Raw genomic sequence first — 14196 nt, 5'->3', positions numbered from 1 at the left:
AAAACTCCTTAAGCCGAGAATTGGTATTCTTTAAGAATTTTTTTAGCTTTATCAGATTTTAAGAATTTCATCCATTCTTTAGCTAGTTTCTTCTCAGAAGTTGCACCAGCTTTATAAGTGATTGGTTTACTTAATTTAACTTGTTCAATCTCTTTTACTTTATCAGTCTTTTTCTTTTGATTGTATAAGTCAGTTTTATATACAAAACCTTCTTGTGCATTACCTTTTTCAACATAATTCAATACTTGTTTAACGTCTTTGGCATTAATGATTTTATCTTTTACTGAATTATATAAATTATTATCTTCTAAATATTGTTTAGCGTACTTACCTGCTGGTACAGTTTTCACTTCACCTAAAGCAAGTTTATCACCATCTTTTAAATCTTTAACTGATTTATAATTCTTATCCTTATCACCAATTAATACAAGTTTATTTTTAGCGTAATTATATGTATCATGAGCTTTCTTCTTGTCTTTTAATTGATCCACATCTTTAGTGTTTGCAGACATAAATACATCTACAGGAGCACCTGTTTCAATTTGTTGTCTTAACGCACCAGAACCACCGTAATTAAATTTAATATCAGCGTTCTTGTGTTCCTTTTTAAATTCTTTCGCAAGTGCTTTACTAACATCAGTTAAACTCGCTGCAGCAGAGATTTGTAATTCTTGCTTTTTACTATTATCAGACGAGCTTTCATCCTTTTTATCACTATCTTTACTACTATTGCTAGAGTTCGAACATCCTGCTAATACTAGACACAGAACTAACATAGCAACTAAAAAATGTTTTATTTTCATAAACTAATCCTTCCACTCTATTTACATTATACTCTGAATGAGAACCTTGAAAAGTCCTTTTTTGAAAAATAATTACAATTAATAGAACATTTGAATGAACATTTTCTTTTATAGTTCTTACATTAATTATTAAAAAGTTTACATAAACAAAAGCATTTAAATTTTTAATATTTAGCATTATGATTGTATTATGACTAAAATGGGGAGCAAAACAAGATGAATAATGATGTTTCGAGTAATCAATCAATTATAAGATATGAAAACGGGCAATTATTTGAAACCGAAGACTTTTATGTTACAGAATTCCCTTTAACTATCATGGTCAACGGCGAAGAATTTGCTACTATTATTTGTAGCCCAACCAATATGGAAGAACTTGTACTAGGATTTCTCGCTTCAGAGGGAGCCATTCTTAAGAGAGACGAATTAAAATCAATTCAAATTGATGATAGTAAAGGCTTTGCTCATGTAAAATTAACTAAATCATTGGGAGATCGTTTTGAATATTCTACGAAACGTATGATTGCCTCATGTTGTGGGAAAAGTCGTGAGTTTTACTTTCATAACGATGCCGCTATTGCTAAAACTTCGATGTCTAAAATCGAATTACATCCTCAACAGATTTTAAGGATGATGACTCAACTTCAAAGTGCTAGTGTGATCTTCAAACAAACCGGCGGCTTACACAACGCAGCAATTAGTGATGGTAATACCTTTTTTGAACATAGACAAGATATTGGACGTCATAATGCACTTGATAAGTTATATGGTTATTGTATACAAAGACATATTTCGGTAAGAGATAAGGTATTAATATTTAGCGGTCGTATTTCTTCTGAAATATTAATTAAAGCAGCAAAAATTGGCGTAGGTGTGATACTTTCTAAATCAGCCCCAACAACATTAGCTGTACAATTAGCGAAAGACTTAAACATTACAGCAATTGGATTTATTAGAGATGGTAACTTTAGTATTTATAGCCATCCAGAACGTATAAAAGGCTAGTGAAATATAGGAAATTTGTTTTTCCTAAATTCACTAGCCTTTTTATTAGATGTTTTCTTTTAAAATTTGATACCTAAAACCCAAATATGTATAACCTTGCTTTATGTACATATCCTTAGCTGTATCTTCACCATCTGCGACAAGAATTACTGGCTTGGTTTTAGCTAATTTACCGACGTGCGATTGAATTGATGAACCAATAGCGTTATGTCTGTATTGCTCCATCACACCTAATCCATCTATTTCCACCGTATGTGATGTAATAATTAAATCAACAATTCCAACAGGCTTTTTCCCTAAGTACGCAATTAACCTATTTTTTCCATCTGACAAGAAGCATTCCTTGATTTGCTTTGCATTTTCTTTGGCATACTGTTCTCCAAAAGGCAGAGCAAAGTAGTTATGAATATATACATAATCATCAATGTTTTGCTCTGTCACTTGCTGAATTATCACTTGATTATTTTGAGGCAATTGCCTTAGTTCATTAGCCTCTATTGCATACAATTCCAAAATACCTAGTTCAAAACCTTGTTGTCTAATAATATCTAACCATTGTTTACTAAGAACTTCATTTTCAGGAAAATAAAACGACAAATGATTTGAACCTTGGTTAAGATGATACCCCTGTTGTTCTTTCAAATCTTCAGTCCATTGACTTATTGTAGGCATTTTTTTATAGATCCATGTATTACTATCAAATTTAAGTGGATGTCCCGGCGTTAAATAAATGATTTTACGGTTGTCTTCTGAATATTTCACACCATCGACATAGATATCATTTAACGTGATGTGAGTCATAGATTTCTACCTCGCAAAGTTTGATATATATTAATGTTATTGTATCAAACTTTTAAAACGAGTGTGATTTAAGATGGTCGCACCAATCAAGCTAGATATAATGGCTTTAATAATATCTCCAGGCATAAAAGTAAATGATAGTAAAAATGCCTTAGAAATCGATATATGTATAATGAATCCCATAATGATAGTACCGATGATATCTAATGCTAGAACCCCGATAATTAATGTAGTGACGAAGAGTATAAGGAAATTAATTTTCCCATAATAACGGTCTCTAATTAATCCAATAAAGTAAGCTATAAATGGATATAAAAATAGGAATCCTGCTGATGGGCCTACAAATACACCTATTCCTCCACGTCCTCCGGATAAAACTGGTAAACCTGTGGCAGCTAATAATAAAAAGACAATCACAGTCAATGCGCCCATTTTACGCCCTAATATGATCCCAGCTAAAAAGATACCAATGTTCTGTAACACAATAGGTACCGGCATAAACGGTAAAGGCACACCAGGTACTAATCCTAAAATACAAATAATGGCAGTCATCAAAGCTGTAAAAACTAAATTTTTTGTACTCACTTGTTCATCCTCCTTACATGAGAATGATTATACCACCAATGTAAACTTTAATAAATAAAAAGTTTACATATCCTGAAGTTATTAATTCTATTTATTAAGCTTTTTTCGCTAAATAAGAAATATAATCGAAAAACGCATTATGTTCAACATAATTAACTACATTCACTTTACGCCCGTTATCATCTTTATAAGTCTTTCCTTGACTCGGCCCATGACTTATTACATTCACATTCATTTTTACTGATTTTACTAGTTTAGGCATACCAACATATGCAGTTGTTAGCACATCCCATAAAAAGTAAGTAGAATTTGTAACGAAATGCGTTAATGGTGGTACTGCAGCATAACTTACTCCTAAAAAATCAATCCCTATAAATTCTCTCTCGTCCGCCCATTTTTGGCGCACATCTAATGTCAAAGGCACTTGATTTGTACTTTCTAAAGCCACCATATCAATCTTAAGATTACTATCGAACACAGTTTTAACCGCTTCAGGGTCCCAGAACGCATTCCATTCTGCAGTGCCATCGTGTTCTGGTTCTTCAACATTGCCTTTATCTAGAAAAGTTCCACCCATCCATACTAATTTTTCTACATTTGATAGGAATGATTGATCATGACGCATCGCTTTAGCTAAGTCGGTAAGTGGACCCGTAAAGAGTAATGTCACCTTTTCAGTACTTGCGTTTACTTTTTGGATTATATCTTCATAAGCTTCATAGTTACTTTCACTAGATCTTTTAGGCGTTTGACTTTCATTTAAAATTGGTAATGCATCCATAAAGAAGGCGTGCATTCTCCATTCTTTAGGAAATGGATTTTTACCTCTTTCGTAAGATGGTGCAACTTGTATCGATTGATTAGAAAATCGATTAATAATTTTTACTGATGCACTCAATGAAGGTTCAAGATAACAATCCGCTCCAATAGTACTCACACCAATTAATTCAACATCTTCCATTTGCAGTAATAAAAATAAAGAAATTAAATCATCAACTCCACCATCATGGTTAAAATAAACTTTAGTCATTATTATCTCTCCTCCATTCTTAATTATTATTTTATCAAAATTCTCATAGTGTATTAAAAACAGGTTGCCACTATTGTAGCAACCTGCAATATAACCAATTGATATTCGTTAATTCCCTTTTTTGTATATTATTTTGCATCCATTAATTTTTTCTTCAAGTCTTTACGCATAAAGTCTAACGTATAAGGATCATTATACCAATAAGTTTCAGCTTTTACCTTAACAACGTGGCCTTTTTTAACTGCAGGTAAATTTTTCCAGATATTTGTTTTTTCATAACCTGGAGTAGATTTACCGGCACTAGTTGACACGATATAATCCCCTGCAACTTTCTCAATTTGCTCTTGATTTACTTCTGCCCAACCTGCTTTTTTAGTTAAATCATTTTGACCTTTAGACATCTTTAATCCGAATGCTTGATATAATACTTCGCCACCACGGCCCCAGTTATCACCGTATGTATATAATTTTTTATCAAATTCATCGAAGATTGAAACTGTAGCATCTTTACCTATCTTGTTCTTGATTTCTTTACCGTCTTTAGCTGTTTTTTCTTTCCACTGTTTTTCCCATTTTTTAACTTCGTCTTCTTTACCAAGTAATTTACCTAATTCCTCTTGTTGCTCTAGGTATTTATGCTTTTGGTAATTGAAAGGTACAGTAGCTGCAATTTTTTTATATTTTTTAATATTTTTATTTTGATCTAAAACGATGATTAAATCTGGTTTTTGCTTGGCAACTTTTTCAACATCGTCGTCTCCCACTTTAGTAACACCTTTAAATTTATCTTTTAAAATATGACTTTGATCAACTTGATTACTTACTGCAACGATATTTCCACCTAATTTTTTAATTCCACCTGCGTATGAAGGTGCAACAACTGCAATACGTTTTGGATCTTTAGGTATTTTAATTGTTTTACCATCATCTGTTTTATATGACTTAGTTTCTGCCTTTTTATCTGAGTCCTTTGAGCTGTTTCCTGAGTTGTTTCCGCATGCTGCTAATACTAGGACTAAGACAATTAAAGGTAATAATAATTTTCTCATAGTTCCCTCCTAAGTGATAACGATTATCAATTTCGTTATTAATTATACGAAAATCATTGTAGTTTTACAATAGTTTATTAAATTCATATTTTTAAAAATTAAAAAATACAACATGTTATCTGACAACGATAACATGTTGTATTAAGACATCCCTTACATCTTACCTGGAATACTTTTAGCAATATTCGTATAAGCCATATCTTCCATAGGAGGATTATGCAATCCAGCCCTCATATCTCTATAATAACGTTGCAACGGTCGATCCATCTCTAAACTTTTAGCTCCAACGATTCTCATTGCTAAATCTATGACTTCCATCCCTTGATTCATCACCATTACCTTACTAGCTGAAGTTACATTCCAAATTTGCGCATCTTCTTCATATATTTGGTAACCTTGAGCAGTACTCCATAAGAAATGGCGCGCCGACAATAATAAACTTTCCATTTTACCTAAATTCTGTTGAACGGTCGGCAAATCTGCTATTGTTCCTTCAATGCTATTGGGGCTATAATTTTCCGCAAAATGAACTGCATAATCTCGAGCAGCTTGCGCAATACCCAAATAACAACTTGGTATATGAAGAATCCACCCATTCGGTTGAGGTTTACGACTAGCTTCAACAAAATACTCGTATGGTATATGAACATCATTAAGAACTAAGTCATGACTTTCAGTGGCACGCATTCCTACCATATTCCAATTATCAGCAATTTCAACGCCATCAAATTCTCGAGGTACTAAGAAGAATCCAACTGTATCGAGCTCTTCTACATAAGCTCCAACAATGTAATGCGTTAATGCTTTACTCATTGAGGTAAATGTTTTAACTCCATTTAGCACATAACCATTGTCTTCTTTAACAGCATGTGTACCTGGCCGCCCACCTCTAGTAGGACTACCGGTTTCTGCTTCGCTAACAGCACGATTAACTAGCGCTCCATTTACAATCTCATTCGCAAATGTATTGAGCATACTTTGCTCCCACATATTTTGTTCATATAATTGACCAACCACACTGAGATGCCATCCAATTGATAAAGCCGTTGCGCCATCTATTGCACCTAAATAACTTTGTAAGATGACCATATCTTCTATTGTTGCACCTTCTCCACCGTACTCTTTAGGTAAAGTCAATTTAGTATATCCCTCATCGACTAACCATTTTATATTTTCAAATGGAAATTGACCTTGAATATCATTTTCCGCAGCTCGTTGTTTAAATATATCTTCCACTTGTTTAAACTTTGCGACCCATCTTTTTTGAATTTCTGTGCGTACTAGAAACGACTGTACCACTTCTCTCACCTCAAATACATTCCCTTTTAATTAATCCTAGTTTAACACTCGACTTTTATATTTGAAAGTCTCCTCTTCTGAAAATGACTCTCACGATTAAAATATATTTCCGAACCCTCTAAAAAAGCCTTGAATGATCTCCAAATTGTATCATCCAAGGCTTTATCTTCTACATCACGTAATTAGTATATAACACTTAACTTAGCGAACAACTTTCCTAAATCGAACTACATCTTCAGCAAAATAATTTAAGTGCGATGTTTCCCTCCTGCAAACAGCATCAACCACGTTGCTAAAATAAACGGCATGGTTAATGCAGGCAAACCAAAAGGTTCAAGCAACGTATTTAATCCGAGATGTATAAATACTGTTAACAATACACCACAACCTGTAACCAAATAGCTATTCATCGTTGTTTTAAAAGTAACACCTAGTGCAATTGCCGTTAAAACTAAATTATAGCCGAATAAACCTTCATTGATGTCTGTATAATTACCACCTAATAATCCAACGATGACGAAACCCACAAGATTAGCAATAACTGCGTAAATGCCAGCCTTCCTAGAACCTATAAATATACCAACTAGGATAAATAAACCACCTATAAAACTTGGTACAAGAAATACTTGGCTAAACCCTTCTATAAGAGATTTAAAAAATTGGATATGTTCATTCCCAAGATCAAATGACGCTTTTTTAATATGACCAGGAATGATATCTAATTCAGTAGTTAAATGTTTAACTTGTCCAGGTATTAATACAGTAATCCAAGTCATAATGACAAAAGGTGAAGTTAGCATAGATACACCATATGGTTTTAAAAATTCTCTAATTGCTGAACCCATAGGTAGTGTTAATATTGTTGCAATTAACGTAATTAATACACCACTCCAATTATTGTCTATGAATAATATTAATGCTATAGCAGTTAGTACCGGACTAAATCCTGCTAACCCATTGTCAATTTCTTCTTGTGAGTAGTTCATATACGGTGCAAGAAAGTAAGCAACACTACTAGCAAGAAGTGCACTTAAACCCACTTTCCAATTCGCAACAAATAAACCAATCAATACTAATAAACCAGTCCATTTACTATTAATCAATAATACCTGTGCGATATTTTTCAATATTACTTCAATTGTTTTCAATTCTTTCACCTTAATTCTTAAAAATTTTAAGTATATTCTAGTGCTAAAATAAAAAATCTTAAATATTAATAATCATTTTTCTAATAGAATATTTTTAAATATTAGATAAAAATTATATTCGATGTTATTTGTACACTAATTGTAAAACATCTTTATTAAAATAACAAAATTATCTTACCTCATTACTTGTTTATTCAATTAAATCGTTCTAAGATTAATTTTGCAAGGCAAATTTTTTGAAAGAAGGGATTATTTTTGCATTTCACACAACGAGAGCAAGATAAGTTAATGATAGTTGTGGCTGCAGAAGTTGCTCGTCGCCGTAAAGCACGAGGCCTTAAACTCAATCATCCTGAAGCACTTGCTTTGATTAGTGATGAACTACTTGAAGAAGCAAGAGATGGTAAAACTGTTGCTGAACTAATGAGCTATGGCAAAACGATTTTAAATGAAGACGATGTCATGGACGGTGTTGCAAGTATGATAAAAGAAATTGAAATCGAAGCAACATTTCCAGATGGAACTAAATTAATTACTGTCCATCATCCGATAGTTTAAGGAGGACTATATAATGATTCCTGGTGAAATAAAAGTTAAAAGTACAGAAATAGAAATCAATAAACATCATCCTGAAACTGTTATTGAAGTAAAGAACACAGGTGACAGACCTATCCAAGTTGGTTCTCATTTTCATTTCTTTGAAGCTAATAAAGCTTTAGCATTTGATCGCGAAAAAGCTTATGGAAAGCATTTAGATATCCCTGCTGGAGCTGCTGTTAGATTTGAACCTGGTGACGAAAAGGAAGTTCAACTTGTTGAATATGCTGGTCATCGTAAAATCTTTGGTTTCCGCGGTTTGGTCAATGGTGATATAGACGAAGAACGCGTCTATCGTCCAACTGGTAAAAATGGCGAAAATGCTGGCATTTTCGGTGATGAAGGCGAACAAAATGCGAATAAAAAAGGTGGTAAGCAATAATGAGTTTTAAAATGACACAATCTCAGTATACAAGCTTATACGGTCCTACCGTTGGTGATTCAGTGAGATTAGGAGACACAAACCTTTTCGCACAAGTTGAAAAAGACTATGCTAATTTCGGTGATGAAGCTACTTTCGGTGGTGGTAAATCAATTCGCGATGGCATGGCACAAAATCCGAATGTGACCCGAGATGATAGAAACGTAGCGGATCTTGTATTAACGAATGCCCTAATTATCGGTTATGACAAAGTTGTCAAAGCAGATATTGGCGTTAAAAATGGCTACATTTTCAAAATTGGTAAAGCAGGCAATCCTGATATTATGGATAATGTAGATATTATTATTGGTTCAAACACTGACATTATCGCTGCAGAAGGTAAAATCGTTACAGCCGGAGGTATAGATACACACGTACACTTTATCAATCCGGAACAAGCTGAAGTAGCCCTTGAGAGCGGTATTACTACACATATTGGTGGTGGTACTGGTGCATCTGAAGGTACTAAAGCAACTACTGTGACTCCAGGCCCATGGCATATACATCGTATGTTAGAAGCCGCAGAAGAACTCCCTATTAATGTAGGATTTACTGGTAAAGGTCAGGCCGTAAATCATACAGCGCTGATTGAACAAATTCATGCTGGTGTAATCGGTCTTAAAGTACACGAAGACTGGGGTGCTACGCCTTCAGCATTAAGTCATGCATTAGATGTCGCAGACGAATTTGATATCCAAATCGCACTTCATGCGGATACGTTAAACGAAGCTGGCTTTATGGAAGATACGATGGCAGCTGTTAAAAATAGAGTGTTACACATGTACCATACTGAAGGTGCTGGTGGCGGACATGCTCCAGACTTAATTAAATCCGCTGCTTATCCAAATATTTTACCGTCCTCTACAAATCCTACCCTACCTTATACACATAATACTGTAAATGAACACTTAGATATGGTAATGATTACCCATCATTTAAATGCTTCTATACCTGAAGATATTGCTTTCGCAGATTCAAGAATTCGTAAAGAAACGATTGCGGCCGAAGACGTACTGCAAGATATGGGCGTATTCAGTATGATTAGTTCTGACTCACAAGCGATGGGACGTGTGGGTGAAGTGATTATTCGTACTTGGCAAGTTGCCCACCGCATGAAAGAGCAACGCGGATTACTAGAAGGTGACTCTGAATATAATGACAATAATCGTATTAAAAGATATATTGCTAAATATACAATTAACCCTGCTATCACTCATGGTATTTCAGATTACGTTGGTTCAATTGAACCGGGTAAATTTGCCGACCTTGTCGTATGGGACCCAGCATTCTTCGGTGTTAAACCTGAACTTATCGTTAAGGGGGGTCTAATTAATTCAGCTGTGAACGGTGATGCCAATGGTTCTATACCAACTTCAGAACCACAAAAATATCGTAAAATGTATGGTCAATACGGTGGTAACATCACTCATACAGCAATGACTTTTGTATCAAACACTGCTTACGAAAATGGTATATCCCGTCAATTAAATTTACAACGCGTGGTTCGTCCTGTTAAAAATATACGTCAGTTATCTAAAGCAGATATGAAAAATAATAATGCTACACCTAAATTAGATGTAGATCCACAAACCTATGAAGTATTTGTAGATGGTGAAAAAATCACTAGTGAAGCTGCTACTGAATTACCATTAACTCAAAGATACTTCTTATTCTAGGAGGCATACAAATGATTATCGAAGAAATTCAAGGCAACATTGCGAATTTATCTCCTGAAGAGAAACAAAAACACATTGAAAAAGTTTACTTAGAGAACTCTGATTTAGTAAAAAGAATTCAACGTGTCAAAACTGATCACGGTAATGAAATAGGTATCAGATTAAAACAACCGATTGATTTACAATACGGCGATATCTTATACCAAGATGAAACAAATATGATTGTGGTCGACGTAAACTCTGAAGATTTATTAGTAATTAAACCTAGAAACCTTAAAGAGATGGGAGATATTGCACATCAACTCGGAAATCGTCACCTTCCAGCACAATTTACAGATACTGAAATGTTAGTTCAATATGACTATTTAGTTGAAGATTTACTTAAGCAATTAGGTATTCCTTTTAATCATGAAGATAGAAAGGTAAATCAAGCATTTAGACATATAGGACATTCTCATGATTGATCATCAACATCTAAGACTTTTTCAGTTCTGTGATTCTCAATTTCCGACTGGTGCATTTAGTCACTCATTTGGTCTTGAAACTTATATTCAACGACAGACGGTACATGATGCTGAATCATTTACACAGTGGCTTACACTCTTTTTAAATGAACAGTTGACTTATTCAGATGGTTTAGCAATGCGAATTGTATACGATGCTTTAGAAAATAATAATCAGACAAAAATTTTGGACATCGATAAAAAAATATTTGTTCAAAGTGTGCCTAAAGAAACTCGAGTTGGTACGAAACAAATGGGCACGAGAATGGTTAAATTGGCAATGGAACTTTATGATGCACCGTGGATCCAGTGGTATCATGAACAAATGAATCTCAAAAAAGCAAAGCTACATCCTGCGATATGCTTTACTATTTTAGGTCATCATTTAGGAATGAACATTGACACAATCATAGATTATTATTTATACCAAAACGTATCTAGTTTAACTCAGAACGCTGTTAGAGCTATCCCTCTTGGTCAAACTGCCGGACAAAAAGTCGTAACGAACATGATTCCATATATTGAAAAAACACGTCAACACATATTAGAGCTAGCAGAATCTGATTTTGGTATGACTGCTCCAGGATTAGAACTAAACCAAATGGAACATGAAAACGTGAATGTGAGAATATTTATATCATAGGAGGCATATTTTATGGCTGAACCAATTAGAATTGGAATTGGAGGACCTGTAGGTGCAGGTAAAACTCAATTAATAGAAAAAGTTGTTAAACGTCTGTCTCAAGAAATGAGTATCGGTGTCATAACTAACGATATTTACACTAAAGAAGATGAAAAAATATTAGTCAATAGCGGTGTGCTACCTGAAGATAGAATTATCGGTGTAGAAACAGGTGGTTGCCCGCATACTGCAATCCGTGAAGATGCTTCTATGAACTTTGCTGCTATTGATGAATTATTAGAACGCAATGATGACATTGAACTCATTTTCATTGAATCTGGTGGCGATAATTTAGCAGCTACTTTTAGTCCTGAACTTGTAGACTTTTCAATTTATATTATTGATGTGGCTCAAGGTGAGAAAATTCCTCGCAAAGGCGGACAAAGAATGATTAAATCCGATTTCTTCATTATAAATAAAACAGATTTAGCTCCTTATGTTGGTGCTTCGTTAGAACAAATGGCAGAAGATACGAAAGTCTTTCGTCGCAATCGCCCTTTTGCTTTCACTAATTTGAAAACGGATGAAGGTCTAGATGAAGTGATTGAATGGATTGAGCGAGATACACTACTTAAAGGATTAGCTTAATGGCACAATCTAAATGGACAGGAGAACTCGACTTAACAGTCTTTAATAACGGGCATCGTTCCGTTGCTCGAAATATCTTTTTTGAGAAAGCACTGAAAGTCCTTCGTCCTGTGTATCTTAATCAATCTACAATTCCAACATTTTATATTGTTAACGTCGGTGGTGGCTATTTAGATGGAGATCGGTATCGTCTAAACATAAATCTTGAAGAAAACGCCCAAGTTACCTTGACATCCCAAGGCGCCACAAAAATATACAAGACACTAAATGATCGCGTAGAACAATATCAATCTTTTAATTTGGCGAATCACTCTTATATGGAATTTGTAGCCGATCCAATTATCGCTTATGAAAATGCAAAATTCTATCAACATAATACGTTCGTTTAGAAGCTGAAAGTTCTATGTTTTACACAGATATACTAACGCCTGGCTATTCTTCAGACGATCATGATTTCACTTATAAATTTATGCATTTAATTAATGAAATTTACGTAGAGGACGAGTTAGTCACATATGATAATATGCTATTAAACCCTGAGAAAAATCAACTTAGTTCAATAGGCTATATGGAAGACTATACACATTTAGGCTCAGCTTATTTTATTCATCCAGAAGTAAATCAGAATCTTATTGATGATATTTATAAACAAGTATCGCATTATGAAAATGAATTGAATTGTAGATTAGGCATTACACAGTTACCCACACACGGACTTGCAATACGTATTTTAGCGAATCGTACACAAACTATCGAAAAAATATTAACGAAAGTTCAATCATATATCGCTCAAGTACTTTATCAGCGCGAAATAGATTTTTTAAGAAAATATTAACTTTTATTCACATTAAAAGACTAGGCATACTATTCCGATAGTAGACCTAGTCTTTTTTTAGAAATCTTCATCCTTAAAACACACATGAAACTTCAGTTCTCTAGTATTTTTTAAATATATTGTTCTAATTCAACAATTAATTTTTTAATTTTCTCTCGTTGCTCCGCTGTTACAAATACAATAACTGTTCTTTCATCATGCACGCTTCGTTTTTTTGATAATAAATTCAAGTCTTTTAATTTTTGTAATGCTTTAGTTAAATAATAAGGCTTAAATTCTGAACATGTAGCAATTTCTTTAGAAGAGATTTCGTTAGATTCACTTTTTAAAATGTGATTAAGAATATAAATTTCTTCATAATTTAAATTATATTGCTTTTTAGTATCTCTGAAAAACTTTTTTACTTGAAATGTAGCATTGACCAAATCATTGATATCTTTGATTTTTCCCATATTAAAACCACTCCTCTGATGCACATCTTGTTGTAGCAAGGTTCACATGTATTTTATCTAACCGAAAATTTCTCCGCCCATGTTACAAAATACATTTTAAACAAATAGGTATAAAAATTCAATATTTTTATTACTACAAAATGCATTTATAGATTTATTTCTTAACCTATACATTTATATAAGTGAATTTGATGTAATTAAAAATTATAATCCAATTTATATAACACTAATTGCATCATAGTGATTTTAAAATTTTATATAATTCCTATCAGTTTAATTAGCTTTATCGCATAGTCGACAAGAGTGGTTTTTATTGTTTACTATTCTTTACTGTTCATAAGCATACCAATATTTTGGAGTATTAATGAATAACTTAGCATATACTAGTTATTGAATTTTCTGTTTAACATAATCTACAAATGCTTGAACATCTTCAGTTTTAATTTGTTTCATAGGCACTTTACCGATATTAAATTCAAACATAATATCTTTGCCATCAAATTCCACTTGATTTACTTCATCATATCTAATATTTCTATAATAGAATTGACCATTCATATCTACATTCATAATCAAACGTTCATTAGTAGCAATGAATGCACCTTCAAATTCACTTTGCCCCTGTACATTGTATTCAATGATACCTAAAACAGAAGGTCCTTTCTTTTCAGTTGGGAACAAATCGTCCGGATTTACATTATCTAAAATCATTATCTATTCTC

16 protein-coding genes and 1 pseudogene are annotated in these 14196 nt (G+C 33.4%); 8 read left to right on the top strand and 9 right to left on the bottom strand.

Features of this window, described 5'->3' with window-relative positions; genetic code table 11:
- Positions 1-8 precede the first annotated feature (8 nt).
- On the bottom strand, positions 9-803 hold the full coding sequence (gene modA / locus V6C74_RS03090) for a molybdate ABC transporter substrate-binding protein (RefSeq protein WP_002453808.1): 795 nt from the start codon (positions 801-803) through the stop codon (positions 9-11).
- A gap of 216 nt (positions 804-1019) precedes the next feature.
- On the opposite strand from modA, the gene fdhD reads away from it, so the two are divergent.
- Entirely contained in the window at positions 1020-1808 is a 789-nt protein-coding gene (gene fdhD, locus V6C74_RS03085) for a formate dehydrogenase accessory sulfurtransferase FdhD (RefSeq protein ID WP_002453810.1), read from the top strand.
- Positions 1809-1853: 45 nt separating this feature from the next.
- On the opposite strand, the gene V6C74_RS03080 is transcribed toward fdhD, so the two are convergent.
- From V6C74_RS03080 to yut, 6 genes are all read right to left on the bottom strand, one after another.
- Positions 1854-2609 (bottom strand): GNAT family N-acetyltransferase, encoded by a 756-nt coding sequence (locus V6C74_RS03080; protein ID WP_002453811.1) that lies wholly within the window; start codon positions 2607-2609, stop codon positions 1854-1856.
- A gap of 36 nt (positions 2610-2645) precedes the next feature.
- The gene (locus V6C74_RS03075) at positions 2646-3194 is read right to left on the bottom strand and encodes a biotin transporter BioY (protein WP_002453812.1); all 549 of its coding nucleotides are present in this window, start codon (positions 3192-3194) and stop codon (positions 2646-2648) included.
- 94 nt (positions 3195-3288) lie between these two features.
- Complete coding sequence (locus V6C74_RS03070) at positions 3289-4227, bottom strand: nucleoside hydrolase (RefSeq protein WP_165353533.1); 939 nt, start codon at positions 4225-4227, stop codon at positions 3289-3291.
- A gap of 125 nt (positions 4228-4352) precedes the next feature.
- The gene (locus tag V6C74_RS03065) at positions 4353-5273 is read right to left on the bottom strand and encodes an ABC transporter substrate-binding protein (RefSeq protein WP_002432640.1); all 921 of its coding nucleotides are present in this window, start codon (positions 5271-5273) and stop codon (positions 4353-4355) included.
- Positions 5274-5426: 153 nt separating this feature from the next.
- Entirely contained in the window at positions 5427-6572 is a 1146-nt protein-coding gene (locus V6C74_RS03060) for an acyl-CoA dehydrogenase family protein (RefSeq protein WP_103175497.1), read from the bottom strand.
- A gap of 248 nt (positions 6573-6820) precedes the next feature.
- Positions 6821-7720, bottom strand: a complete 900-nt coding sequence (gene yut, locus V6C74_RS03055; RefSeq protein ID WP_002453816.1) for an urea transporter — start codon at positions 7718-7720, stop codon at positions 6821-6823.
- A gap of 255 nt (positions 7721-7975) precedes the next feature.
- Here yut and V6C74_RS03050 point away from each other — a divergent pair, with 255 nt between their 5' ends.
- The 7 genes and pseudogenes from V6C74_RS03050 (at position 7976) to V6C74_RS03020 (ending at position 13022) form a co-directional block, all read left to right on the top strand.
- A complete protein-coding gene (locus V6C74_RS03050) occupies positions 7976-8278 on the top strand; it encodes an urease subunit gamma (RefSeq protein WP_002453817.1) in 303 nt (100 codons plus the stop codon).
- A 13-nt stretch (positions 8279-8291) separates the two neighbouring features.
- Positions 8292-8699 (top strand): urease subunit beta, encoded by a 408-nt coding sequence (locus tag V6C74_RS03045; RefSeq protein ID WP_002453818.1) that lies wholly within the window; start codon positions 8292-8294, stop codon positions 8697-8699.
- A complete protein-coding gene (ureC, locus tag V6C74_RS03040) occupies positions 8699-10414 on the top strand; it encodes an urease subunit alpha (protein WP_016898628.1) in 1716 nt (571 codons plus the stop codon). The genes V6C74_RS03045 and ureC overlap by 1 nt, the downstream gene beginning before the upstream one ends.
- Positions 10415-10425: 11 nt before the next feature.
- Positions 10426-10878, top strand: a complete 453-nt coding sequence (gene ureE / locus V6C74_RS03035) for an urease accessory protein UreE (protein WP_002432939.1) — start codon at positions 10426-10428, stop codon at positions 10876-10878.
- A complete protein-coding gene (locus V6C74_RS03030; protein WP_002432764.1) occupies positions 10871-11560 on the top strand; it encodes an urease accessory protein UreF in 690 nt (229 codons plus the stop codon). Before ureE ends, V6C74_RS03030 begins: the two co-directional genes overlap by 8 nt.
- Before the next feature lie 12 nt (positions 11561-11572).
- Entirely contained in the window at positions 11573-12187 is a 615-nt protein-coding gene (ureG, locus tag V6C74_RS03025) for an urease accessory protein UreG (RefSeq protein ID WP_103175496.1), read from the top strand.
- A pseudogene (locus tag V6C74_RS03020) lies at positions 12187-13022 on the top strand (urease accessory protein UreD). Before ureG ends, V6C74_RS03020 begins: the two are co-directional and overlap by 1 nt.
- Positions 13023-13132: 110 nt before the next feature.
- On the opposite strand, the gene V6C74_RS03015 reads toward V6C74_RS03020, so the two are convergent.
- Together V6C74_RS03015 and V6C74_RS03010 are read right to left on the bottom strand one after the other, a co-directional pair.
- Positions 13133-13474: a SarA family transcriptional regulator gene (locus tag V6C74_RS03015; RefSeq protein ID WP_002432301.1), complete on the bottom strand. Its 342-nt coding sequence runs from the start codon at positions 13472-13474 to the stop codon at positions 13133-13135.
- A 387-nt stretch (positions 13475-13861) separates the two neighbouring features.
- Positions 13862-14185: a PH domain-containing protein gene (locus tag V6C74_RS03010; RefSeq protein ID WP_002432947.1), complete on the bottom strand. Its 324-nt coding sequence runs from the start codon at positions 14183-14185 to the stop codon at positions 13862-13864.
- Positions 14186-14196 lie beyond the last annotated feature (11 nt).

The sequence above is a fragment of the Staphylococcus capitis subsp. capitis genome (genome assembly GCF_040739495.1).
GTDB classification, from domain to species: domain Bacteria; phylum Bacillota; class Bacilli; order Staphylococcales; family Staphylococcaceae; genus Staphylococcus; species Staphylococcus capitis.
This window is presented reverse-complemented; position numbering and strand designations above follow the sequence as displayed.

Excerpts from the sequence above, each read along its gene's own strand:
- V6C74_RS03080 (WP_002453811.1), bottom strand. The coding sequence starts at position 2,609 with ATGACTCACATCACGTTAAATGATATCTATGTCGATGGTGTGAAATAT.
- V6C74_RS03010 (WP_002432947.1), bottom strand. The coding sequence starts at position 14,185 with ATGATTTTAGATAATGTAAATCCGGACGATTTGTTCCCAACTGAAAAG.
- modA (WP_002453808.1), bottom strand. The coding sequence starts at position 803 with ATGAAAATAAAACATTTTTTAGTTGCTATGTTAGTTCTGTGTCTAGTA.
- V6C74_RS03015 (WP_002432301.1), bottom strand. The coding sequence starts at position 13,474 with ATGGGAAAAATCAAAGATATCAATGATTTGGTCAATGCTACATTTCAA.
- ureE (WP_002432939.1), top strand. The coding sequence starts at position 10,426 with ATGATTATCGAAGAAATTCAAGGCAACATTGCGAATTTATCTCCTGAA.
- V6C74_RS03045 (WP_002453818.1), top strand. The coding sequence starts at position 8,292 with ATGATTCCTGGTGAAATAAAAGTTAAAAGTACAGAAATAGAAATCAAT.
- fdhD (WP_002453810.1), top strand. The coding sequence starts at position 1,020 with ATGAATAATGATGTTTCGAGTAATCAATCAATTATAAGATATGAAAAC.
- V6C74_RS03030 (WP_002432764.1), top strand. The coding sequence starts at position 10,871 with ATGATTGATCATCAACATCTAAGACTTTTTCAGTTCTGTGATTCTCAA.
- ureG (WP_103175496.1), top strand. The coding sequence starts at position 11,573 with ATGGCTGAACCAATTAGAATTGGAATTGGAGGACCTGTAGGTGCAGGT.
- V6C74_RS03065 (WP_002432640.1), bottom strand. The coding sequence starts at position 5,273 with ATGAGAAAATTATTATTACCTTTAATTGTCTTAGTCCTAGTATTAGCA.
- ureC (WP_016898628.1), top strand. The coding sequence starts at position 8,699 with ATGAGTTTTAAAATGACACAATCTCAGTATACAAGCTTATACGGTCCT.